Raw genomic sequence first — 21,596 nt, forward strand, 5'->3', positions numbered from 1 at the left:
CAATCTCGCATTCGGCCGCTGCACCGCTCTGTCCCAAGGCCGGAGAGTCCCGTGGGTTCACGGAAACCGAAGTCTCTTCAGTGCGAACCCACGGATCCACCGGTGTGCTTCAGCTCAGAGGATCCGTGGGTTCGGGTGTAACACGAGGATGCTGATTGAGCCGAAGAGCTTCCGCCAGAACGTCGGCGTCGACCTGTGCCGATGTCCTGTCGCCGTATTCGAGGATGTCGTACTCGTCGTCCAGGTTAGCGAGTTGTTCGACCAAGGGCAGTTCGTGCCCGAAGCGCTGGTGGATCCGAAAGACCAGCTCGCGTGGCGTCAGTTCGCCCGCCAGCATCCGGGCGGCAAGTGCCCGTGCGGCGGCTTCCTGTCCGGCAACGCTGCCCACTGGGTAGAAGGTGAGGCCCAGTTCGTCGAGTGCTGGGGAAAGGAGGTCGGGGACGTCGTAATCCGCCTCCGCGCGTGTGCATGCGGCCAGCATCCTCAGGGCGGGACTGTCGAGGCCGGCGAGGAGCGCATCGCAGGCGCCAGTGACGACATCGGTTGCACGGATCTCGCCCATGTTCCAGAGGGCGGCATGGTCCTGTAGGGCGAGTGCTGCTGCTTCGGTCGACGTCACTCGCCCATGATTCCCTTCATGGTGCGTCCCGGTCGAGCCGGTTTCATCAAAGTGGCTGTTCGGCGCTCTGTTCCAGCAGAGCTCGTGCGGAGTCCGCGTAGCGCATGGCGGTCTTCTCGTCGAGCCCGAACACCTCGGCGAGGTGGAGGGGCTCGGGCCCGTGGGTGAGGGCCTCTTCGAGCTGCCGGTCGACGCGGAGCCGCTCCAGCGTCGCGTCCTGTCCGCGCAGGGGCGCGCTGATCCAGTGGTTGCTGGCGCGGTTGGTCTTCGTCGCGGTCTGGTTGTTGATCAGCAGGTGGAGGTTGGCCGTGTTCGGCCACCGGCGTCGCCGGTGTTCCAGCCGGTCCAGCAACAGTTTCAGGGTGAGGTCATCAAGAGGGCGTGCTCGTCCGGCGATCGTCAGCCGACGGTTGCCGATGTCCACCGGCATGCCGACCGTCAGCCGCACAGGCCAGGCAGCCTGGGCAGGAGCTGGCGGGCTTGACGTAACCCTTCGGGAAGCGTGCCATCAGTTCACTCCGGCGGCAGCGACCGGCCGTCCCGGCGCTTGGGAATCACCGCCGGTGTGGCAGTCCCCGCGCCGACCGCCGCTCGTTCCATCTCCGTCTGCCCCGGGCGGCTGACCTTCTCCGGCTCGGGGATCAGCAGGTCGCCGATCTCGCAGCCAAGGACGACGCAAATGACGTCCAGGTCCTCCAACTTGAGCGAAACGGGCTGTCCTGACCACAGGCCGGACATCTTCCCCGCCGAGATCACCAACCCGTGCTCGGCCAGGGTTCCGCTGAAGCTCGGAAGCCTTCCAGACCCCTTTGTTCGCGGCGGTCAGCCGCAGGTTCCACCGCATCGGACCAGTCCTTCCAGCCGCTTCGCGGCCCGTTCCATCCCGGCGACCCAGGCGTCCTCGACCCGGGCCTGCTCTGCGTGGATGTATCGCATCGTGGTGGCGATCCACGAGTGTCCCAAAACCTCCTGGATCGCGAGCAAGTCCAGCCCACTTGGGTAGAGTTGGGACGACGCACAGAAATGTCGCAGGACGTGCGGCGTCAGCTTCTCGCCCCATCCGGGCAGGTGCACATTGGCCGCGTCCTTGAGCCCATTGCGCAGGGCGTCGTCGCCCACCCGGCGCGAGGACCTGTCGGCGTTCTCGCGTTCAGAGGGAAACAGCGGGGCGCCGGGGCGCGTGTGGTCGTCGTCGAACTGACCCCAGACGTCCTCGATGAACCACCGAAGTGTCCGGTCGGCGCCGTTGATCAGCGGCACCTTCCGCTCGCGCGGACCCGAGCCGCGGGCGCCCTTGCCGTGGCGGACGTGAAGCTTGCCGAAGCGGCCCAAGTCCCACTTGATGTCGTCCAGGTCGAGCCCGCATGCCTCGCTCACTCGCAGGCCGACCTGGGACAGCAACTTCGAGGCGGTGTAGTTCCTGGCGGTAGGGGCGAACTTGTGGCAGGTGGCCAGCTCACCGCCCCAGCCGGTGAAGAGCGTTCCGACCTCCGGCTCGCCCGGCGGGATACGCAGCTGGGCGTCCTTCGCGCCGCGCGGCTTGTTCATCTCGTCGATCGGGCACTCGATGACCCGGCCGGTCATCCGGTGGAGCTCGACCTTGTGCCGCAGCTCCAGGAACAGGAAGTACGTGGTCAGCGCCTGGGACCGGGCCAGCCGGGTCCCGCTCGGCGAGCCACGCAGTACCTTCCCGAAGTACGCGTCGTCGTCGGCCGGCTCCATGCCCCACAGCGGTCGGCCGAACGAGGTTCTGATCTGGTCCAGGTGCCCGACGTCCCAGCGGATCGTGCCGTCCGCCAAGCCCGCAGAGGCTCGTGCGAGGACGAACCCGGAGAGCGCGTCGGTCTCGAACTGCTCCAGCTCCTCCGCCGATGCGGGCGCCCAGTGCTCGCGCGGTACCAGCGACGCACCGCCCGTCTGACCGGTCAAGTCGAGGCTGTGGTCAAGGAGTTAGCGGGCCGGACCGGAGCACGCTTGCTGGCGATACTCGCGGTGGGCCTGTCGCGTCACACGGCCCCGCGCACCCTGGTGCGGATCCCGTTGGCCGCCGGGCGGGTGCCCCGCGTGATCGGTGCCGACGACTTCGCTCTGCCCCAGCGCCACCGCTACGCGACCGTAGTGATCGACGCCGAAACCCGAAAGGAAAGACCCCAGCTCGGGAGCCTGACCCCGGATTCGCCCTGGAGCTACGTTCGGTGATTCGAACCCGAGACCTACGCATTACGAGTCCATGAGGGATCGTGTTGCGTGATGCCGCGTCTTACTGCCGAGCGACGTTCAGCCTGATCAGAGCACATGCAGCCGGTTGTCCGGTGCTACCTCGTTCGACGTCGTCCAAAGGCGTCCGGCCACCGGGCGGCCACCGCGAGTACCACGGACACAAGCATTACCGCTTCCATGTGCCAGCCACGCAGGTTGTGTCAACCCTACAAGTCGCGGAGCGTTCGCGCTCCGGCGCTCGGCCTACGAAACGTGCTAGGAGGGGTCTGTCAAACGAGCGGCCCTGTCTCGCTTTCGGTGGTGACGGAGCGTTGTGATGGGTCGTTGACATTCATGTGAAGGATGTCAACGAGCTTGTGCAGACGGTCTTTTCGGGCCTGTCCCCGCTGGTCATCGAGGATGTAGTCGACGAAGGTGAGCGGATCGTGGTGCGGGCACGAACTCCGCAGGACACTGCAGTCTGCCCGGTGTGCGGGACCCCGTCGGAACGCGTGCACGGCTATCACTGGCGGACAGTCGCGGACGTGCCGGTCGATGAACGACGGGTGGTGGTCTGTGTGCGGGTGCGGCGTCTGGTGTGCCCCACCCGCGGCTGTCGCCACACCTTCCGCGAACAGGTACCCGGTGTCCTGGACCGCTACCAGCGGCGCACGACCCGCCTGACCAGGCAAGTCAAGGCCGTGGTCAAGGAGTTAGCGGGCCGGGCCGGGGCACGTCTGCTCGCGATATTGGCGGTGAGCCTGTCTCGTCACACGGCCCTGCGCGTCCTGCTGCGGATCCCGTTGCCTGCCGGGCGGGTGCCCCGTGTGATCGGCGTCGACGACTTCGCACTGCGCCGCCGGCACCGCTACGCCACCGTGATCATCGACGCCGAGACTCATGAGCGGATCGACGTGCTGCCCGGCCGCACGGCCGACACTCTGGAAGCGTGGCTGCGCGAGCATCCGGGCATCGAGATCGTATGCCGTGACGGCTCGGCCACCTACGCCGAGGCCATCCGCCGCGCCCTGCCCCACGCGGTCCAGGTCGCGGACCGGTGGCATATTTGGCACAACCTGTGCGAAGCAGCCCTCAGCGAGGTCAAGGCGCACAGCACCTGTTGGGCCACCGTGCTGGACGCACCCATCTACGACGGACCCCGCGCCCGCACCACCCTGGAACGCTGGAACCAGGTCCACGGCCTGCTCGACCAGGGCGTCGGCCTGCTCGAATGCGCCCGCCGTCTCCAACTGGCCCTGAACACCGTCAAACGCTACGCCCGAGCCGACCGGCCTGAACGCATGCTCCGCGTCCCCAAATACCGCGCCGGCCTCGTCGACCCCTACCGCGAACACCTGCGCAAACGACGGGCCGAGGACCCCGGCGTCCCGGTCAAGCACCTCTTCGAAGAGATCAAAGCCCTCGGCTTCACGGGCTGCCTGAACCTCCTGCACAAGTACATCAACCAGGGCCGCGCGGACGCCGACCGCAGCCATATCTCCCCGCGCAGGCTCGCCCGGATGCTGCTGACCAGGCCCGACAACCTCAAAGCCGATCAACACCAGCTCCTCGCCAAGCTCACCAACGCCTGCCCCGAGATGACACAACTGGCAACCGGCATCAGGGACTTCGCCCCGCTCCTTACGCCCCACGCCGACAACGCCGACGCGCTCACGGGCTGGATCGACCAAGTCCGAACAGCGGATCTACCCCATCTGCACTCCTTCACCCGCGGCCTGGAGCGAGACCTCGACGCCGTGACCGCCGGGTTCACACTTCCGTACAGCAACGGCCCCACCGAAGGCGTCAACACCAAGACCAAACGGATCGCACGACAGATGCACGGACGAGCAGGCTTCACCCTCCTCCGCCACCGCATCCTCCTCGGATAGCAGCACGCTCCGTCACCACCGAAAGAGAGACAGGGCCGAACGTTTTACAGTCCCCAAACCGCTGGAATCTCACCGTCCGGCAACTGCATACGTACTATGTGTTGGCGGGCGCCACACCAATTCTCGTCCACAATACGGGTGGGGAAGAGTGTGTTATTACGCTCAAGTACAAGAACGGTTGGTCGGCGGACCAAATTAATGCTGCTGATGCGAAAGTGGCTGCACTGAACGCGGCTGATAGGTTGGTGGTGAGCGATGCCGCGACCGCACGAGGTAGCACCAGTGCCGCCGAGTTGTGGCGGAACGCAGGCAATGTGACCGAGGAAGGCAAGGACATTGACCACGTGATTGACCTTCAGCTGGGCCGGGATAGACGACGTCAGCAATTTGTCACCTCTCGACTTTTCGGTTAATCGCAGCCTTGGTCCACAAATTGATCGACAAATCAGGAGACTGGGACTCCAAATCGGAGACGAAGTTGATTCTGTTCGCATCATCCCCCGACAATGACAGCTCGCAGCGATTGTGAATGGATGTTCCGATGAGCTCGACCCCTCAGCAAATCTCGAGGACGGTGCGCACTGACGCAGGCCTGTGCGCACTGTGGCAGACGGAGTACTTCACGGAGAAAGGCGAGCCCGATGACTGGGACGACTGGGCCTCGGATGATGAACTCCTGGTCCAGGCCATCTCTGCCGGGGCCCTGCTTCCCATCGGAGTGGGTGCAGACGGAGTCTTCGAGGTATTGATTCGCTGGAACTTTTCAGGATCGGGACTCACAGAGCGAGAAAGGCGATACGTTCTCGTCTCTTCCGAATCATACCTTTTGACCTCCCCGGGTGTGCTCTATATTGGCGGCCTTGAGGAAGCGGGCGACCTTCCGGGGCGGGACGTGAATCGGATCGAGGTGCCTGGTGGCCGATATTCGGCGACGGTTCATTTGATCGATTGGAGGGCCGAGACCGAATCAGCGGGGAAGGATGGTCGTCCATTGGAAGGTGCCCTGCCAGATTTCGTTGTCGAGATTCACGTCGAGGACGAGGCGGGTAAGGTTTATAGAATTAAACCCGCCACTTTTGATCGACCCTAAACCCCGGCAGAGATTGGCTGGCAGCTACGAATCGACGGGCTTCGGCACCGAAAGCGACCTGGCGGCCGCAGCGTACCCACGTTGAACTCATAGAGTCCGGTTGCACGGCGACCAGGGGTCCATGATCAGGGCAGTCCCGGTGAGGCAGCAGAACACCGTCAACTCGATGTCCACCGCGGACGCAGAGGGGCGCGCCCTCTTCTGCAGGTGAGCCTCCGCCAACTTGAAGTCACTGGTCAAAGGGCTGGTGTGATCGGCTCTCGGGGTACTCGTGCTGGTCGTGGGCGGGAGTTTGAGTAGTAGATCGTCTGTCGTCGTGCGGTGATCGAGGCGGGGGAGCAGTTCCTGACCAACCGGTCGGTGGTGGAAGCATTGAACTGATCGTTCAGTTCCCCCGCTGTCGGCGGACGGTTGTCTACGCTCCGGTACATGCTGGATCCCGAGCTGCTGGAGCGGATCGCCACACGGCGCGCGGAACTGGACGACCTCGAAGAGCAGCTGGTCAAACAGCTGGCGGGGGTGCGGGTCGAGCGTGATGAACTCGTCGTCGCCGAACGAGTCCTCGAGCGGGTGAGTGATCAGCTCGCTGACGATCGCGCCTCGGCTACGCCGTCTGGGCAGGTGGGCGGACAGGCGGTGATGCTGATTCCGCACCGCGCGCAGGATGTGGAGGAGACCATGCTCCCCCAGGACTACCAGCGCATCCTCGCTGTCGTGCGGCAGGCCGCCGGACCGGTCAAGGCCCGGCAGGTCGGCGAAGGCTTGGGGATCGATGTCAGCGTCCGGGCCAAGCTGGAACCGTTACGCGGGAAGCTGGTCCGACTCGTCGATCGCGGCTGGCTGCGGAAACTGCCCGACGGCCGGTTCACCACTCGCCTGTGACTCGGAACGCCGGCGCGCAAGGTGGTACTGCACGGGCCTAACCCGGTGGCCCCCGGCGGCCGTTGGAATGGTGGTCCACCCGCACCGTCAACCACCTCGCCGATCTGCTCAGGCGCCATCTGAAGGCGATTCGGTCCCGGTGGCGGATTCTGCCGCCGGGGAAGATCGCGGTGATCGTTCTGGCCGTGCTGCGTCACGACCAGCGCCTGGCCGACATGGCCGGCGGCAACGACGTGTCCGAGTCCACCGTCCGACGCTGGCGGGACGAGCTGATCGGCTTGCTCGCTGCCCAGGCTCCGCGCCTGGACCGCGCCCTGAAGAAGGTCGCCGGTCAGGGCGGGGAGGTGGTCCTGATTGACGGCACTCTCATCCGCACCCAGCGCCGCACCGGGAGAGCCGACCGGCGGAACTACTCCGGTAAGCATCGCAGCCACGGCCTGCACTTCCTCGCCCTGACCGACGAAAACGGCCGCCTGATCTGGATATCCGCCGCCCGCCCTGGCCGCACCCACGACAACACCGCCGCCCGCCACGATCACGTTCTGGCCAACCTGCACGCCGTTGGCCTTGGGGCGCTGGCCGACCTCGGCTTCCGCGGCCTGGACAACGACGTACGCGACCCGGTGGTCGTCACCGGCTTCCACGCCAGCCGCACCCACAAGCTGACCCCAGGCCAGAAGACCGCCAATTGCGTCCTCACCGTCGGACGTGCACCGGTCGAGCACGGTTTCGCCCACCTCAAGAACTGATTCTCACCAAGCTCCGTACCAACCCCGCCCGCGCGACCCGCCTCCTGCGTGCCCTACTCGTCCTGACAAATCTCGAAGTCAACCGCTGACAGGCAATCTTCTCCGCGGACCCCCGACCACAACCAGCACGAGCGTCCTGATCCCCGCGAACACCAGCTCTGTGATCAGCACCCACGTGATGAACACTGCTGAGTAGTTGGTCCCGGAGGTTAACCCCACCACGCTCGCTGGCATCAACCGCACCACCTATAGACGTGCCAGCCGGATTCTGTGGGCAGTCAGGTTCCCGAATGATCGGACAGGTACCACAGCGCCCTCAAGCCGTCGAAGGATCACTCGTGTCCCACACCCCCCGTATGAGCCGTTCCACGTACCGCGTTCTGTCCTCCCTCGCCTTGCTGGCCCTGGCCGCCGGCGGCGTCACAGCCTGCGGCGACAATGCCCCGAGCCCCACGGCCTCGTCGTCCGCCACCTCGGCCGCCTCCCCGGGATCCGCCAAGGCGGCCGAAGCCAAGCTGCACATGGTCGACAACGGTGGTCATCGTCTGGCCTTCTACGTCACACAGGGCAACGGCTCGACCATCGTCCTGGACTCGGGCGGCGGTGAGTACTCCTCGCAGTGGAAGGACATCGCTCCCAAGGTGCACGCGGTCACCGGTGCCACCGTCATCACGTACGACCGGGCCGGTCTCGGCAAGAGCGACGTGGTGCCCGGCGCGTGGAAGGTCGAGAGCGCCGTCAGTGACCTCAGGGCGGGGCTCAAGAATCTGGGCGTCACCAAGGACGTGACCCTGGTGTCCCACTCCCAGGCCGGTGAGATCGCGAATTACCTCGCCCAGGACAACCCGGAGCTGCTGTCCGGTGCGGTGCTGGTCGACGCCAACCTCCCGCAGTTCTTCACGGACGAGGAGATCCCCCGTCTCGTAGCCGGGACTCAGCCGGAGGTCGACGCGGCGAAGAAGGATCCCGAGAAGCCGGAGAACCGTCAGCTCATCTCCACCGCGGAGGGTTTCGCCGCAGCACACCAGGCATTCCATAAGGTGGTGTGGCCGGACTCGGTGCCGGCGACAGTGATGGTTTCGGAGAAGACTCCGTTCGCCGGGTCTCCCGAGGACGCCCAGCGCTGGCGTGACGCCGCCGCCTCGTTCGCCCAGGAGGCACCGAACCGGACGCTCGTCACCGCCAAGGGCACTTCCCATGAGGTGCCGACGGACCGTCCCGACCTCGTGCTCAAGGAAATCGAAGCCGCGTTCGCCGCACACCACTGACCGCCGGGATCCGGTCTTCCCGCAGGTCCACAGTGGGCTCCTCCACGAATAGTGAGCAGAGCGACTCGTGAAGCTGCTGGTCACGGCCTGGTGGTTGCGGAATTCGAGATGCTGACACTGTGATCGCACCCGCAGGGCTGTGGCCAGTCCGTCGGTCAGCGAGCGACGGCCACCTCCTGCCCGTCCCCGTCCTGACGGACCTCAAGCGAACGTCTGACAAATGATCTACACGATAGGCAGCCGCCCACGACCAGCGTGAGTACCCCGAAAGACTGTCACACCAGCCCTTTGACCTGCGACTTCAAGTTGGAGGCTCAGTCCCTGCGGAGCCGGCCATTTGCTCGGACGCCACCTACGCCCGGCGATGTCAGCCTCGAACTGAGGCTGTTGAGCACAAACTGTCACAGGCGAAGGAGTCGCTCTACGAGCGGGTTGTCGATCGCACTTCAGGCGGAACGCATTAGACGGGAGGTTGTATAGATGGCACAACCCTGCGGCCCCAACCACACCTGTGACAGCCCGGCGGATCGCAACTCATTTGCACGATCGCTGTACCCGTGGCCACCACATGGCCACCGCTCCGAACCTGACAGGCCGAAGCTGTCCGGCAGTGTGGACAAATAGCCAGGTCACGGCCCTGCAAGCCGAAACGGCCACTTGGCACTCGATCCCAGACCTACGCATCGCGATGCGTCGACCACAGGTGCCGGTTTAGCCCGAGTTTCGGGTCAAGGAAAAGCAAAAGCCCCAGGTCACGGCGAGTGAGAGTCTGGGGCTTCTACAGAGCCGCCTTCGGGATTCGAACCCGAGACCTACGCATTACGAGCTCGCAAGATCGTTACCCCAGGCTTACCCAACTACCCCCGCTTTTCCCGTTCTTACAGGTCAAAAGGCCTGCGTCGTCCCGGCCCTTCACGATCATTCGCAGGGTTTCCCTCCCCTTCCGGCCCCAGGCTGGCCCCAGAAAGGGCCCGCCAGGGGGCGCTTGGGGTCCCAGCCGGAACGCGCGGCCAGGTCAGCGTCAGAGCTCGAAAGCGCCTCCAACGCACCGACCTTGCAACGCGAAGGGGCCCTACCCCGCTGGAGGGGTATGGCCTCCGGCCGTACCCCTTCCGTCCAAGCTGGACCACGTCCTTACTTCAGGTCCACGAGGTGGCACTGGGCTCCAGGACGGAGACGAAGGAGTGCAGCCAGCCCGGGACAAGCTGGGAGGCGGACTTCGCCGGCGAGACTGCGCGACGAGTCAGGCTGGCCATCTCACCACAACGGTGCGCGCCGCGCGGTCATATTTGCTCTGGTGATAAGTTCCCCGGTCCTTGAGCATCTGAGCGAGCAGAATCGCGCCAACCAGCAGGTTCAGCCCCGGAAAGGACATGAATGCCGCCCGGTCGAACTCCCTGATAAAGGTGTCCCTCCATGACGGCGGAAGGGTCCCGTCCGACCACAGACGGACCACCCGCAAGCCGAAGAGGCGCTTCCCGACGGTCGTGCCCCACCAATGCACGAGGGGAAGGAAATACAACAGCCCTCCTGCCGCGAACCCCACCGGCACAAGGATCACCAGCGCGGCACCGTCGCTGGCCGCCGCGGCGGCCATGAACCCGAGACACGCAAATATCGACGCAATCATCGTGTCCACCAGACGAGCCGCGATCCTGCGCCCGTTGGAAGCCAACACCAGCACCGGCCCGCCCGTCGCAGCCACCGCAGCCGTGTCGCGGGCATACGCCACCGCCGCCCCATCGGGGCGGGTCCCCCTCACCGGGTCCATAGCGGCCAGGTGTTCTCGGTACCAGTCCCGCCCCATCGCCCTGGCAACCGGGGCGGGAACCCTCTCCACACCGTCACGATTTACCACCGCCCGACCGCTCACTGGCGTTTCCTCCTGCACTGACGTCATTGACGCTGTCGGTACTGCTGACAAAGTTCAGCCTCGCGGTTCTCGGTAGACCGTTACACCGCAAACCAGCCCCGCCGAGCGCAGCTCGACGGGGCCCGATATTTGCGAATCGCTACCGTCACTCAGCGTGGCAGTTGAGACAACATCTGCGCGAGGCTGTCCGAGAACTCAGACATGTGCGATTCGGCGGCATATCTCACGGTGCAGGCGGCAGAGACCAGCTCCAGCGCCGAATAATCACCACTCGAAAGCATCTTCGCGCACATCCCTAGGGGAACTACGAAATCTGCTTGCGCACCATCCGATAGCGAATCGAGCGTGTCGTCTTCCCCTGCGAGAACCAGCTCCACGATCGAACTCAAAACTCCCACCGCCCTTGGAGCATCTACTCCACGGGCGAGCTCAATCATGTCTTCGTATTCGGCAAACCCGAATCGATTAACCTGGAGGTGCTCTCTGGCCACATCAACCACCTTCGAAACTGATTCCCTGATGCTGCAGCCTGGGCTGACAGACCAACGCACATGGACTCGCAGGCGTGCCGTGCGCGCCACCGGGCGGCGAATTAAGTCCCCGCACCTTTACCACTTCGAACGATCCCCCTTGGATCCCGGCCGCACCCTCGGCCGCCTCCGCCTGGATGAGGCACATCGTTTCAGCACATCCCGCATGGTAGCGACCCCCCTCAGGCGTGAACTGCCGCACGAGAGAGTCCACTTCTCCACCGGGAGCTGGCGTCAGGTCGTGACCCGAGTGACCAAAATAGGTTCGCCCTGACGGTGATGTGTATTTCGCTGCAAAGAAGGGGCCATCAGTTTTATTGAAGCCAGCACGCAGACTGTCGGCATAGTCACCTAGGTTGCAATTGTGAACCAGGACCGGTGTAGCCCCCGCCAGCACATAGTACGTATGCGTGACCGAGATCGTCAGGTCGTTGGTCAGGTGCTGGCCGTGCCAGATCCTGATCGCGGAAATGGTGACAGTGCGGCCCGAGGCGGTATGCAGTTGTATGCCTGGCTCGAGGTGGCCGGCGTCGATCCAGGCTCCCTCGGACTCGGCCCAGAACGGATGGGTCACCGTGGCCACGAGCTTCGACGACTTGTCTCCGTCACGGATCGTGATGGTGGCGAAGTCCTTGTCGTGCTTGGTGGTGATCAGCTTTTCGACGGTGCGTGACTGGCTCTTCCCCGTTTCCGGGTCGGTGGCCACGACCTTGTCGCCCTGCTTGATGTCCTTGATCTTCTTCTCGTGGCCGTCGGCCATGAGGACCTTGGTGGCAGGCAGGAAACTGTGGGTGCATTGGGCGGCGCCGCTGCGAGGTGCGGCCGTTTCGGCACGGTCTGCGCCGCTGGCCCCACCGGAGACTGCGGTCCCCTCCGCCGCGGTGTCCGCAGCCTTGGCCCCGGAACTCGTCGCTGCCTTGGCGGCGGAAGCTGTCTCGGTTCCCTCCGCCACAGCCGCCGCACCCGCCCCGGCGATGCCCGCTGCTCCCGCGACGACAGCCCCGCCCTCGCCGATGATGCCCACCGAGGCGCTCACCACAGCTCCGCCGAGGCTGCCCATCTCCGCACCCGCGGTGAAACCCTCCGCCCCCGCCAGCAGGACCGCTCCGCAGCCGCCCGCTGTCGCGACGACACAGGCAACCACGCCCACGACAACGGCCGTGGCCACGACGGCCGCGATGACCGGATGCTGCTGGACGGCGTGGTAGGCCTTGTGGACGATCTTGGAGCCGTAGCAGGACAGCGACCAGCCGCAGCTGTGGTGGGAGTTTCCGCCACCGCCACCGCCACCGCCTCCGCTGTGGTGGGTGCCGCTACCGTCGTTCGAGTCATTCGAGGGCGGATGAACCGGGTCGGAATTGCACCCACCGGTCTGGTATCTGCAGTCACCGCCTCCGTCGAGCATGAGGCCCGAGGGGTCGCTGCCGGTGACCGGGTTGTCGGCCGCGTAGGTGTAGCCGTCGATCTGCTGGGCGTCGGTCAGTTCGAGGACGGGGTCGGCCGAGACGAACCGGCCGATCGTCGGGTCGTATTCGCGCGCGCCCAGGTGTGTCAGGCCGCTCGTGGTGTCCTGGATTCCTGCGACGAATCCCTTGTCGCCGAGCCAGGTGGCCGAAGTCGGCTGGGGGCCTCGTGGGTTGCCGAAGGGGTCCAGGCGACGGCGCGTCATGGCCTGTGTCGTGGCGTCGACGGCTGTCTCGGCCGAGTCGTGGGCGTCCGTGACCTGCCACTGGAGGCTGCCTGCGCTGGTGCGGACGGCTATGGTCTGGCCTGCCCACATGTAGTAGCGCGTCCCGGTGGTCGTGCTCGTGCTCTTGGCGAGGCGGACCTCGGTGTCGCCCAGGTAGAGCGTCGTGCCAGAGTCGTCGCGCGAGAGCAGCCGGTTGCCGTCGGCGTCGTACAGGTACGCCACGGACGTGCCGTCGGCGTTGGTGGCCTTGGCGAGGTGGCCTTCGGCGTCCCAGTCCAGGGTCTGGGTCTTGCCGTTCAGGGTGCGGGTGTGCGTGTTGCCGGACACGTCGTAGGTGTAGGAGTCGGTCGTCGTGGTGCTGCCCGTGGTGGTGGTCGACGAGGTGAGGGTGTGGGGCTGGCTGCTGCCGGCCGGCGGGTAGACGAACGAGGTGGCGGTGTCGTCTGCGCCGGCTGTCGTGGCATGGTCGGTCTGGGTCTTGCGGTTGCCGAGGTCGTCGTAGGAGAAGCTCTGCCAGTACGGTGCCGGACCGCCCAGGACAGCCGTCGACGGGTCGGCGGCGCAGCCGTCGGTGGCGGTCCAGGCCTGAGTGAGGCGGTCGTGGCCGTCGTAGCGGTAGCACTGGACGTCGTCGGTGCCGTCGGCATGGGTGGCGGTCTTGGTGGGGTTGCCGTAGTCGTCGTAGGTGTAGGTGGTGTCCTGGACGGGGGCGGTCTGGGCGTCGTCCGTGACCAGTTCACGCTTCAGACGGCGGGTGCCGTCCTCGTAGGTGTTGGTGACCTGCAGCCACTTGGCGGAGTCGGACGAGGAGACGCCGAGGGTGACCTGTCCGATGTCGCCGAGTTTGGTGTAGGCCGTCTTCTGTACGTAGCCGGTGGCGCCGTTCAGTGTCGTCGGCATGCTCAGGCTGTTGTAGCCGTACTCGAGGGACTCGGCGGGCAGGCCGCCGGCGGCCGGGTCGGAGGTCACCTGGACGGTGCCGTCGAGGTTGTAGCCGATCGACGAGGAGTACGCGCCCGCAAGGGCCTCCTCGCCAGTGACCGAAGGAATGGTGACCCGGGTCAGGGTCGGCCGGTAGAGGGAGTCGTAGGCGCCGATCTGGCTGATGTACGCCTTGCCCGCGCTGCCGCCGACGTAACGGATCGACGACGTCGGCAGGCCCTTCAGGATCGAGTCGTAGGTCCACTTGGCGAGTTCGTGTGTGGCGTCCTTGGTGGCGCCGTCGTACATGTCGGTCCGGCGGCCGAGCGCGTCGTAGGTGTAGCTGAGCGTCTTCTCCTGCGTGGTGCCGACGGCGGTCGTGGTGGAGGCGGCCTGGTCGAGTTCGTTGTACGCGGTACTGGACGTCCCGGTGTCGGGGTCCGTGGTGCTGGTCTTGCGGCCCAGCAGGTCGTAGCCGTACGACCAGGTGTTGCCGTCGTCGTCGACGACCGACTTCAGGCGGCTCTTGGCGTCGTAGGCGTACTTGATCGACGTGTACGGGCCGGACGGGCTGCCGCTGTCGTACTGCCGGGTCTCGGTGGTACGGCCGAGGGTGTCCGTCAGAGTCGTCGTCGCGATGCCGCCGTTGGGCGGGGTCGTTGTCGTGCGGTCGCCGCCGTACGACGTGGACGTCGTCCACCGCTTGGCGCCGTTGGCGTAGAAGTCGGCGGCCGTGGGGCGCCCGGCGCCGTCGTAGGTGGTGAGGGTCTGGGCGGGGACGGCCGAGGTGATGTTCACCAGCGCGCCGGACGCCGCGGAGGCGTCGGTGTAGTCGGCGTCCGCCTCGACGGCCAGGCCCCGGCTGTCGTACTTCGTCTCCGCGATCACCCGGCCGCCGTCCGGCGCCGGAGTCTGTGTCTGGCGGGGGCGCAGGAGTGCGTCGTACAGCGAGTACGTGGTGTCGTAGGTCGTGCCGTCGTTGTTGATCTTGCCGGTGGAGACCGCCGAGGCGGCGGTCTTGGAGATCGCGTACGTGTAGACAAGGTTCGCGGGCTGGCTGGACGACTTGCTGCGGTTGGGCAGCCACAGGGCTGTCACGCGTCCGAGGGCGTCATAGGTGTACTCGGTGCGTTTGCTGTTCGGGTCGACGACGGACGTGGCGATGCCCCGGGCGGGGTCGAAGTTTGTCGTCGTCGGATACGTTTTGGCGTCGGTGGTGAGCGTGCTGGTGAGCGGGCCGCCGGTGGTGGGGGTGTACTTGGTGGTGCTGACGATCGCGCCGTTGGTGTCCTTGACCGAGTCGACCCGGCCCTGGGTGTCGAAGTGGCTTGTGGAGACCGTCTGGTAGACCGGGCTGCCGCCGGAGTACGAGGACAGGCGCTGGGTGGAGGTCTCGTCTCCGAGGGTCGGTGCGGTGCCGTAGGTCTGGTTGTCGTAGAGGGTGCGGACGTCGGAGATCACGTCGTCGGGTCGCTGGGTCGTGGCGCCGCAGGCCACGTCGACCGTCTCGACACGTACGGGGAAGGCGATCAGCCAGTCGGTGCTGTTTCCGGCGAGGGTCGTGCGGGTGCACTGCTCGTCGCCGGTGACCGCGGTGTCGCCGGAGTCGTCGACCGTCAGTACGGCGCCGCTCGTGTCGTCGTAGGTCGTGGTGACCGTGGTGTCGCGCGTGCCGCCGGAGGACAGATCGGTGCGGTTGTGGACGGCGTGGGCGCGGGTGTAGCCCGAGGCGCGGGTGCCGTCGGTGCCGGTCTGGTGGATCCAGGGGTCGGTGATGGTGCCGGAGACCTCGGCGCTGCCGTTGTAGGTGATGGACTCACGGACCGAGCCGGCCAGCGGGTCGGAGTCGGTGACCGAAGTCCCCGTGGAGTCCGCGACCTTGACGCTGCGGGTGGTGCCGTCGGACTGCTTGTCGCCGTCCATGCCTCGGAAGTACGTCGCGACCGTCTTCGTACGCGTCGACTGCCCGTCGCCGGTGGTCGTGGTGACGCTGCCGTAGCCGCGCCACAGTGACCAGGTCTTGCGCTTGGCCGGGGAGGTGACGTTGTCACTTTCGTAGTGCCAGGCCGGGGAGCCGTTGTAGGTGTAGTCGCTCTCCTTCAGCGGGGCACCGCCGGTGGGGTCCGACTCGGTGACCTGAGTGACGACGTATTTGTGGAACCAGTCGAGTTGGGGATCGGTGGTGTACGGGGGCTGCCAGTACGTCGGGAAGCAGCGCAGGGTGTCGGAGTCGGGGCTGCTGGGCATGGTCGTCCCGGCGACGCACTGCGGGTCGGAGTAGTTGACCGTGAGGACAGAGCCGGTCTCCGAAGTGACCGTGCGGACGCGCCACTTGACGAGTGCGGCGATGTCGTCGTGCGTCGTGTCGACGCGGTTGTAGAGCTGGATGCCTGCGAAGGTGACCGGCGGCATGGAGACGGAGCCGCCGTCTTTGCCGGTGCGGGTGATGGACTTCAGCCACAGGCCAGCAGAGGTGCCGTCACCCGGGTCGGGGAAAGACTGGTCCAGGGCCCAGGTATCGGCTTGCCGATAGGCCGGGGTGGACAAGCCCGCGTCCCAGACACTGGTGGTGACGCCGGTGAGACGCCTACGCGAGAAGAACGTCGGCCCGGTCGCGTCGCACACCTTGCCGGAGGCGCAGATCTGGTCGAAGGGCACATCCGGCCAGTGCGAGGCCGTGGACGACGTGGGCGAGGCACAGGTCTCGGTGCTGGTGGCGAGGCAGCGTTCGGCGGTGGTGAAGTCGACCTTCTCGGGGGCGGTGCCGAACACCGTGGAGGCGGTGATGCCGTAGTCGATGCGGCTGAGGTAGCCGCCGCGGTCGTAGACGGTGCCGTTGGCGGTCGTGGTGCCGCTCTTGGCGTAGTAGTTGGTCTCCTTGGTGTACCAGTACGACATGGCGTTGCCGTGCGGGTCGACGACGTAGTCGAGGTTCCAGCGCCAGGCCTGGGTGATCGCGCGGCCGGAGAGCGACGTGCCCTGGTCGTAGCCCGGTTCGCCCGAGTCGTCGCCGAACACCGGGGCCGTCCAGGTCGAGTTGGTGACCGCGGCGCCGGTGGTCCAGCCCGGCAGGTGGTTCTTGCCGAAGACGTACTGGGTGCCGTCCTGCGTGGTGACGGTCCAGAACTCGCCGTCGTTGTCTCCGTTCACGGCTCCGGTCGAATGGGCGACGCGCTCGCCGTCGTCGGTCTTGGGATGCCAGTCGCCGGAGGTCTTGTCCTTGATGAGCGGGCTGGACTTGCCGCCCAGGACGAGGGTGGCGTTGTCGTTCGCCCAGCACTCGTCGTTCTTGCCGGACTGCCCGTCGTCGTCACAGGAGTCGTAGGACCGCTCGATGTAGGACGTGGAGAGGTCGAAGCCCTCGCCGACCCAGGAAGGCTGGTTGTTGGTCGACGGCAGCCGGCCGTCGACGCTCTGTGAGTCGTAGGTGATGGCCAGGTTCGGGGCGGGGCCGCCGTTGGACGGGGGCACGGACAGCGGGTACGACCAGGTGAAGTCTCCGCTGGAGCCGCCTGCGTTCCAGGACGCTGAAGGGTTGAGGGAGGTCGCCTGGTAGGAGCCGGCGCCGGACTTGGCGGCGGAGGCGGTCGCGGCAAAAGTGGTCACGGCGGAGTTGACCGTCGCCGTGGAGGTCAGGGTGCGGTGGGCGACGTCGTTGGTGGTGGGGACCGGCGTCGTCGTCCGGCACGTCTTGAGCTTCGGGGTGGTCAGGGCGCAGGCGGGCAGACGGACCAGGGTGAGGCGGGAGGCGTAGTCACCGCCGAAGGCGTTCGCGAAGCCGGAGTAGTCCAGCGTGAGCCGGGCGTGACCGGTGCCCTTGTGGCCGTCGGCGCGAGTGACGGAGAGGACGGTGCCGTTGATACCGAGGGCGGTCGCGGTGCCGTGAGCGGCCACCTTGACAGCTATCTTCGCCGGGGCTGCGCCCTTGGCCGGGGCACTCACCTTCAGCGGGAGTCGCCCGACCGATGTGGTCCTGGCGGCGCCCGCGTTGGCCGCCACGGGCAGGGTGGCGGTGGAGGCCGTGGGCCAAGTGGCCGGTTTCTCGACCTGTGCGGCCGTGTGGGCGGCAGCGGCCTGGGCAGGGTCCTTCTTCGTGCTCGCCTTGGCTTCGAAGGGCACGGCGGTGCCGTTTCTGGCGCCGGGCGCGTCTACCGTGTTGTGGCCGTGGCGCTCGGTGGCCCAGATGGCCGGGGCTGTGCCCAGGCCCGTGGCCACCAGGGCGCTCGTGGTGAGAGCGACGACCCACAGCCGTGTCCGGCGTAGCCCACCCATGACTGCACTCCCGGTTCGTGTACGAGTCTGCTGAAGATCTGTTGGTTCGCCTGTGAAGGGGGTCGCCGTCACAGCGGGATGCGATTTTCGGTGAGGTACATCTGGTTGATCGCGGTGTCGGACATGACCCCGGTCCACACGCGTACGTCGTCCACGAGGCTGTGCGCGTAGTCGCTGTACGCGCCCGTGCTGATGCGTCCACGGCCGATGTTGAAGGTGCCGGTGGCCTGCCAGGGCTGGGTGAAGACGATGCCGTCACCGGTGTCGTCATCGGTGTCGGTGTCGCCCTGGGCGCCCTGCCGGATTCCGTTGACATAGAGGAACAGTTGGTGGTGGGCGCCGTCGTAGACGCCGGTCAGCAGGGTCCAGTCGCCGGGGTCGACGAGTTGGGCCGAGGCGATGTTCGTGGGCACTGTCACGACAGTGCCGCTCGTGGTGTCGGCGGTGGTGCGGCCGAACACCCACATGCCCTGCGCGGAACCCGCCGCCTGGTCGTACCACAGGCCCCAGGAGTCACGTACGCCGCCGGACTGGGTGGTGATCCGCATGTGGTGGGCTACTGAGGTGTCGGACAGCGCCGCTGCGTCGAGCTTGGCCCATGCGGCCACGGTGAAGTCGCCCTGGGAGTCCACAATCGGGCCTGCGGCGCTCGCGTTGGCGGTCGCCGTCCCGTCCAGGGCAAGGATGTTGCCTCTGCCGCCGTCGATGTCGGTGGTCCAGGTGCCACCCGCTGCGAGGGTGGCATTGTGGCCGTAGCCGGAGGAGTCGGCGGCACTGGTGCCTGAGGTCTCCTCCATGTTCCAGTCAGCGGCCAGCATGGGCCGGGCCTGGCCGGTGCCCGGGTCGCTCATGGCCTGGAGGTCGGCGATCTCTTCTTTGAAGAGGGTGCGGTTCCAGACGGTCACTTCGTCGACCTGGCCGGGGAAGTAGTCACTGAAGGCACCGCCGTACTGGCCCCGGGCGATCTGGAGGCCTCCGGTGGCCTGCCATGCGGTGGTGTAGGCGACGGGGTCGCCCTGCGGGATCCCGTTGACGAAGAGCTGGATTGTCTGTTCCTGCGCGTTGTACACACCGATCAGGTGTGTCCAGACGCCGATTTCCGGTGTGGTCGTGGAGATCGAACGGATGATGGTCGGCGCCACGACATCCGTGGCGTACCGGTTGAAGACCCAGGCGTTGTAGGAGGTCGAGTAGTAGAGGGCGAACGCCGATCCGTTGGTTCCCGCCTGGGCCAGGGCCACAGCGTTGTGGGAGCTGCCGGTCAGCCGCACCCATGCGGAGGCGGTGAAACTCTTGGTGGTGTCCAGCACGGAAGAGGCTGTGGCCGCGTACGCGGATGTTCCGTTGGCTTGTACCGACTTGCCGAGCCGCGCATGGTCGGACCAGGTCGACGACCCGGCCAGAGTCGCGGACTTTCCGCCGAGCGCATCAGCCGCCGCCGTACCGGTCCCCTCGTCCATGGACCACTGGGAGAGCGGACCCGCCCCGGGCGCGACCTTGAAATGGTAGGTGTAGCTCTGCGAAGAGCTGTTCCCTGCCGAGTCCCAGGTCTGCACGGTGAGGGTGTTCAAGCCGCGCACATCAGGAACGAGCGAGACGCTGTAGCTGCTCGTCGCGGTGGCGAAAGTCTTCGTCCGCACCGGGTTGTCGTTCAGCTGGTAGGTGTACTTGACCACGTCCGACGCGCCGTTGGCCTTGAGAATGAAGGTCGCGGGAACGCTGACGCCTCCATAGGCCGTGCAGTCCTCCGGGGTGTCAGGGCTCGCGCATTCCTGGTACGTCGATGAGTCCACGTCCGGCTGAACGGGAGCCGTGGTGTCGATGCGGAACCAACAGGCGGGACTCCAGGCCGAGTACATATAGCCGGTCTTGCTGTTGAAGGAGTATTTGTACTCGCTGCGAGCACGGAACCAGTACGTCTGCCCGTTGGTCAAAGTCGGTGTCGTCCACGTTCCGGCGGTGCCGGACGTCGTGTACGCGGTGGGGCTTCCGGAGCCGGCCGACGGATCAGTGGCGTTCGCGTCGTAGCGGTACACCTCGAAGTTCGGGCGCAGCGTCGACTGTGAACCGTCAGCCGATTTCGGCGCTGCGGCGAGCGCGGGCGTCGTGTCATGGAGCACGGCGGCGGTGCCAAGACCCGTGGAGCATGCCAGGCTCGGGCTTGACAGCTTCACACCGGTCGGGACGCTCGGCTTGGAAACGAACGTCACCGACAGGGACGGCTTGATGTCCGACGGAGAGGCAAACTGCTTCCAGGCGATCTCGTCACTCTCGTCGGCCGCCCGCAACCCGAGCGTGGTGGTCGACGCGGACTCCCCGGCGGTGTAACTCACGGCCTTGGTAGCGTCGAATTCAACATTGCTGCCCGGGCAGGAGGACGAGTAGCCCTTGGCGGTGGGCACGGAGTCGACCTGTGCGGACCAAGGCGGCTGCGCATTCCATGTGGTGCCCGAGGAGATGGACCCCGTACGCCACAACTGCACGCTCTTCGCCGTGCAGTTGGCCGACCACACCTCAAGCGCGGTAAAGGTCGCGGAGAGGATCTTCTTGCCGCCGAGGGTGTGCGTGTCGAACTGGTAGAGCGAGCGGGCCTTCTTGTTGTCCACCCACGCGTCGTATCCGACGCCCAGCGCGTGCGAGGTCTTCCAGAACGACGTCGACGGCGAACTCGTCCACACCGTCGTCCACCCCGACAACGACGCACCGGTCGTCAGCGGGTCGAGGACCACCGGGTAGGTGGTGTCCGGGTCGTCGAGGAACGCCTTGTCCGGCTTCAGTGTCAGCGCGTCGTCCGAAAGCGTCAGGTCCATGGCAGTCGACCTGGCCCCTGGGGCAGGACCGTCCGACACGTTCCCGGCCTCGTCGGACGCCGCGGCTGCGACAGTGAAAGACGCCTTCGAGATCCTGGAGGCTGCGGCTGGAGCGGGGGTGCTCACCGTCGAGGAGTCATACATCAGGGCTGTGCCGGTGGTGAAAACCGGGCGTCCCTGATCGTCCACGAACGCGGCGCTGCCGGAGTTCGTGTCACGGACGGAAACGCCGTCGACCGAGACGGGGAACCTGATGCTCGACAGTTCCTCGGTTTGGGCCGCTTCCCGCGACTTGACTACCACGTTCTCGCTGAAGCCGTCCGGCGTGGCCTGGACGACCAGGTCCGTACCCGGCATGACATCCGCGTACGTCGCGGTGGAGCCTGACAACGTCGGCGCGGGCAGTGTCCACGGCGAGTCGACGCGGTACGCCTTCCCGTCCTTGGTAATGCTCGCCAGAGCGTTACCAGATCCACCTCCGGAGAAGGCGACGTCCGCTGCGGAGGCGATCGGTACAACCTGACCGGCCGAATTTGTTTCCAGGGCGGTGTCGACAGGAACCCATCCGGACGCCTTCTCCACCCGCACCGGAGCCGGATCGAACTCGACGGTGAACGTGCCGTCCGGCTGGGCCGTGACGAGTTGCGTGGGAGTCGTCTCCGCACTTACCTCAACAGGCGAACCGGATTTCGCTGCTCTTCCCGAAGCAACCGCCTCCGGCGACAGGTCACCGGTGTCGGAAGTCGCCGACGATCCTTGCGAGGCTGTAGCGGGTACCGCCTGGGCATTCGCGACACTCAG

The 21,596-nt window shown here is 66.2% G+C and carries 12 protein-coding genes and 2 pseudogenes; 6 read left to right on the forward strand and 8 right to left on the reverse strand.

Annotated elements, in window-relative coordinates; translation table 11 throughout:
- Positions 1 to 109 precede the first annotated feature (109 nt).
- The 4 genes and pseudogenes from QA861_RS45030 to QA861_RS45045 all read right to left on the reverse strand — a co-directional run bounded on the left by QA861_RS45030 (position 110) and on the right by QA861_RS45045 (position 2,548).
- Entirely contained in the window at positions 110 to 619 is a 510-nt protein-coding gene (locus QA861_RS45030) for a hypothetical protein (protein WP_334594739.1), read from the reverse strand.
- A 46-nt stretch (positions 620 to 665) separates the two neighbouring features.
- Positions 666 to 1,049, reverse strand: coding sequence for a hypothetical protein (locus tag QA861_RS45035; RefSeq protein ID WP_334594740.1), 384 nt, complete (start codon positions 1,047 to 1,049; stop codon positions 666 to 668).
- Between the two features lie 83 nt (positions 1,050 to 1,132).
- Positions 1,133 to 1,463 (reverse strand): annotated as a pseudogene (locus QA861_RS45040) (helix-turn-helix domain-containing protein).
- Complete coding sequence (locus QA861_RS45045) at positions 1,442 to 2,548, reverse strand: tyrosine-type recombinase/integrase (protein WP_334594741.1); 1,107 nt, start codon at positions 2,546 to 2,548, stop codon at positions 1,442 to 1,444. Before QA861_RS45045 ends, QA861_RS45040 begins: the two are co-directional and overlap by 22 nt.
- Between QA861_RS45045 and QA861_RS45050 the strand changes: the two are divergent.
- The 6 genes and pseudogenes from QA861_RS45050 to QA861_RS45075 all read left to right on the forward strand — a co-directional run.
- Positions 2,504 to 2,815, forward strand: a pseudogene (locus QA861_RS45050) (ISL3 family transposase); the annotation flags it as partial. The gene QA861_RS45045 and the pseudogene QA861_RS45050 sit on opposite strands and share 45 nt — an antisense overlap.
- A gap of 359 nt (positions 2,816 to 3,174) precedes the next feature.
- Positions 3,175 to 4,710 (forward strand): ISL3 family transposase, encoded by a 1,536-nt coding sequence (locus QA861_RS45055; RefSeq protein WP_443041422.1) that lies wholly within the window; start codon positions 3,175 to 3,177, stop codon positions 4,708 to 4,710.
- A gap of 541 nt (positions 4,711 to 5,251) precedes the next feature.
- Complete coding sequence (locus tag QA861_RS45060) at positions 5,252 to 5,800, forward strand: hypothetical protein (RefSeq protein ID WP_334594742.1); 549 nt, start codon at positions 5,252 to 5,254, stop codon at positions 5,798 to 5,800.
- Between the two features lie 429 nt (positions 5,801 to 6,229).
- A complete protein-coding gene (locus QA861_RS45065) occupies positions 6,230 to 6,682 on the forward strand; it encodes a hypothetical protein (protein WP_334594743.1) in 453 nt (150 codons plus the stop codon).
- Positions 6,683 to 6,744: 62 nt separating this feature from the next.
- On the forward strand, positions 6,745 to 7,431 hold the full coding sequence (locus tag QA861_RS45070; RefSeq protein ID WP_334594744.1) for a transposase family protein: 687 nt from the start codon (positions 6,745 to 6,747) through the stop codon (positions 7,429 to 7,431).
- A gap of 356 nt (positions 7,432 to 7,787) precedes the next feature.
- The gene (locus tag QA861_RS45075) at positions 7,788 to 8,699 is read left to right on the forward strand and encodes an alpha/beta fold hydrolase (protein ID WP_334594745.1); all 912 of its coding nucleotides are present in this window, start codon (positions 7,788 to 7,790) and stop codon (positions 8,697 to 8,699) included.
- 1,243 nt (positions 8,700 to 9,942) lie between these two features.
- Here the strand turns inward: QA861_RS45075 and QA861_RS45080 are convergent.
- From QA861_RS45080 to QA861_RS45095, 4 genes are all read right to left on the reverse strand, one after another.
- Positions 9,943 to 10,431, reverse strand: a complete 489-nt coding sequence (locus QA861_RS45080; RefSeq protein WP_334594746.1) for an RDD family protein — start codon at positions 10,429 to 10,431, stop codon at positions 9,943 to 9,945.
- A gap of 290 nt (positions 10,432 to 10,721) precedes the next feature.
- A complete protein-coding gene (locus QA861_RS45085; protein ID WP_334594747.1) occupies positions 10,722 to 11,063 on the reverse strand; it encodes a hypothetical protein in 342 nt (113 codons plus the stop codon).
- A 1-nt stretch (position 11,064) separates the two neighbouring features.
- Positions 11,065 to 17,985, reverse strand: a complete 6,921-nt coding sequence (locus QA861_RS45090; protein WP_334594748.1) for a polymorphic toxin-type HINT domain-containing protein — start codon at positions 17,983 to 17,985, stop codon at positions 11,065 to 11,067.
- A gap of 68 nt (positions 17,986 to 18,053) precedes the next feature.
- Positions 18,054 to 21,152 carry a LamG-like jellyroll fold domain-containing protein gene (locus QA861_RS45095; RefSeq protein WP_334594749.1) on the reverse strand — a complete coding sequence of 1,033 codons (3,099 nt, stop codon included), beginning with the start codon at positions 21,150 to 21,152 and terminating at the stop codon, positions 18,054 to 18,056.
- Between the last annotated feature and the right edge of the window lie 444 nt (positions 21,153 to 21,596).

Origin of the sequence: Streptomyces sp. B21-083 (assembly GCF_036898825.1) — a bacterium.
Classification (GTDB): domain Bacteria; phylum Actinomycetota; class Actinomycetes; order Streptomycetales; family Streptomycetaceae; genus Streptomyces.

Excerpts from the sequence above, each read along its gene's own strand:
- QA861_RS45065 (WP_334594743.1), top strand. The coding sequence starts at position 6,230 with ATGCTGGATCCCGAGCTGCTGGAGCGGATCGCCACACGGCGCGCGGAA.
- QA861_RS45060 (WP_334594742.1), top strand. The coding sequence starts at position 5,252 with ATGAGCTCGACCCCTCAGCAAATCTCGAGGACGGTGCGCACTGACGCA.
- QA861_RS45075 (WP_334594745.1), top strand. The coding sequence starts at position 7,788 with ATGAGCCGTTCCACGTACCGCGTTCTGTCCTCCCTCGCCTTGCTGGCC.
- QA861_RS45035 (WP_334594740.1), bottom strand. The coding sequence starts at position 1,049 with ATGCCGGTGGACATCGGCAACCGTCGGCTGACGATCGCCGGACGAGCA.
- QA861_RS45095 (WP_334594749.1), bottom strand. The coding sequence starts at position 21,152 with ATGCCGGGTACGGACCTGGTCGTCCAGGCCACGCCGGACGGCTTCAGC.
- QA861_RS45090 (WP_334594748.1), bottom strand. The coding sequence starts at position 17,985 with ATGGGTGGGCTACGCCGGACACGGCTGTGGGTCGTCGCTCTCACCACG.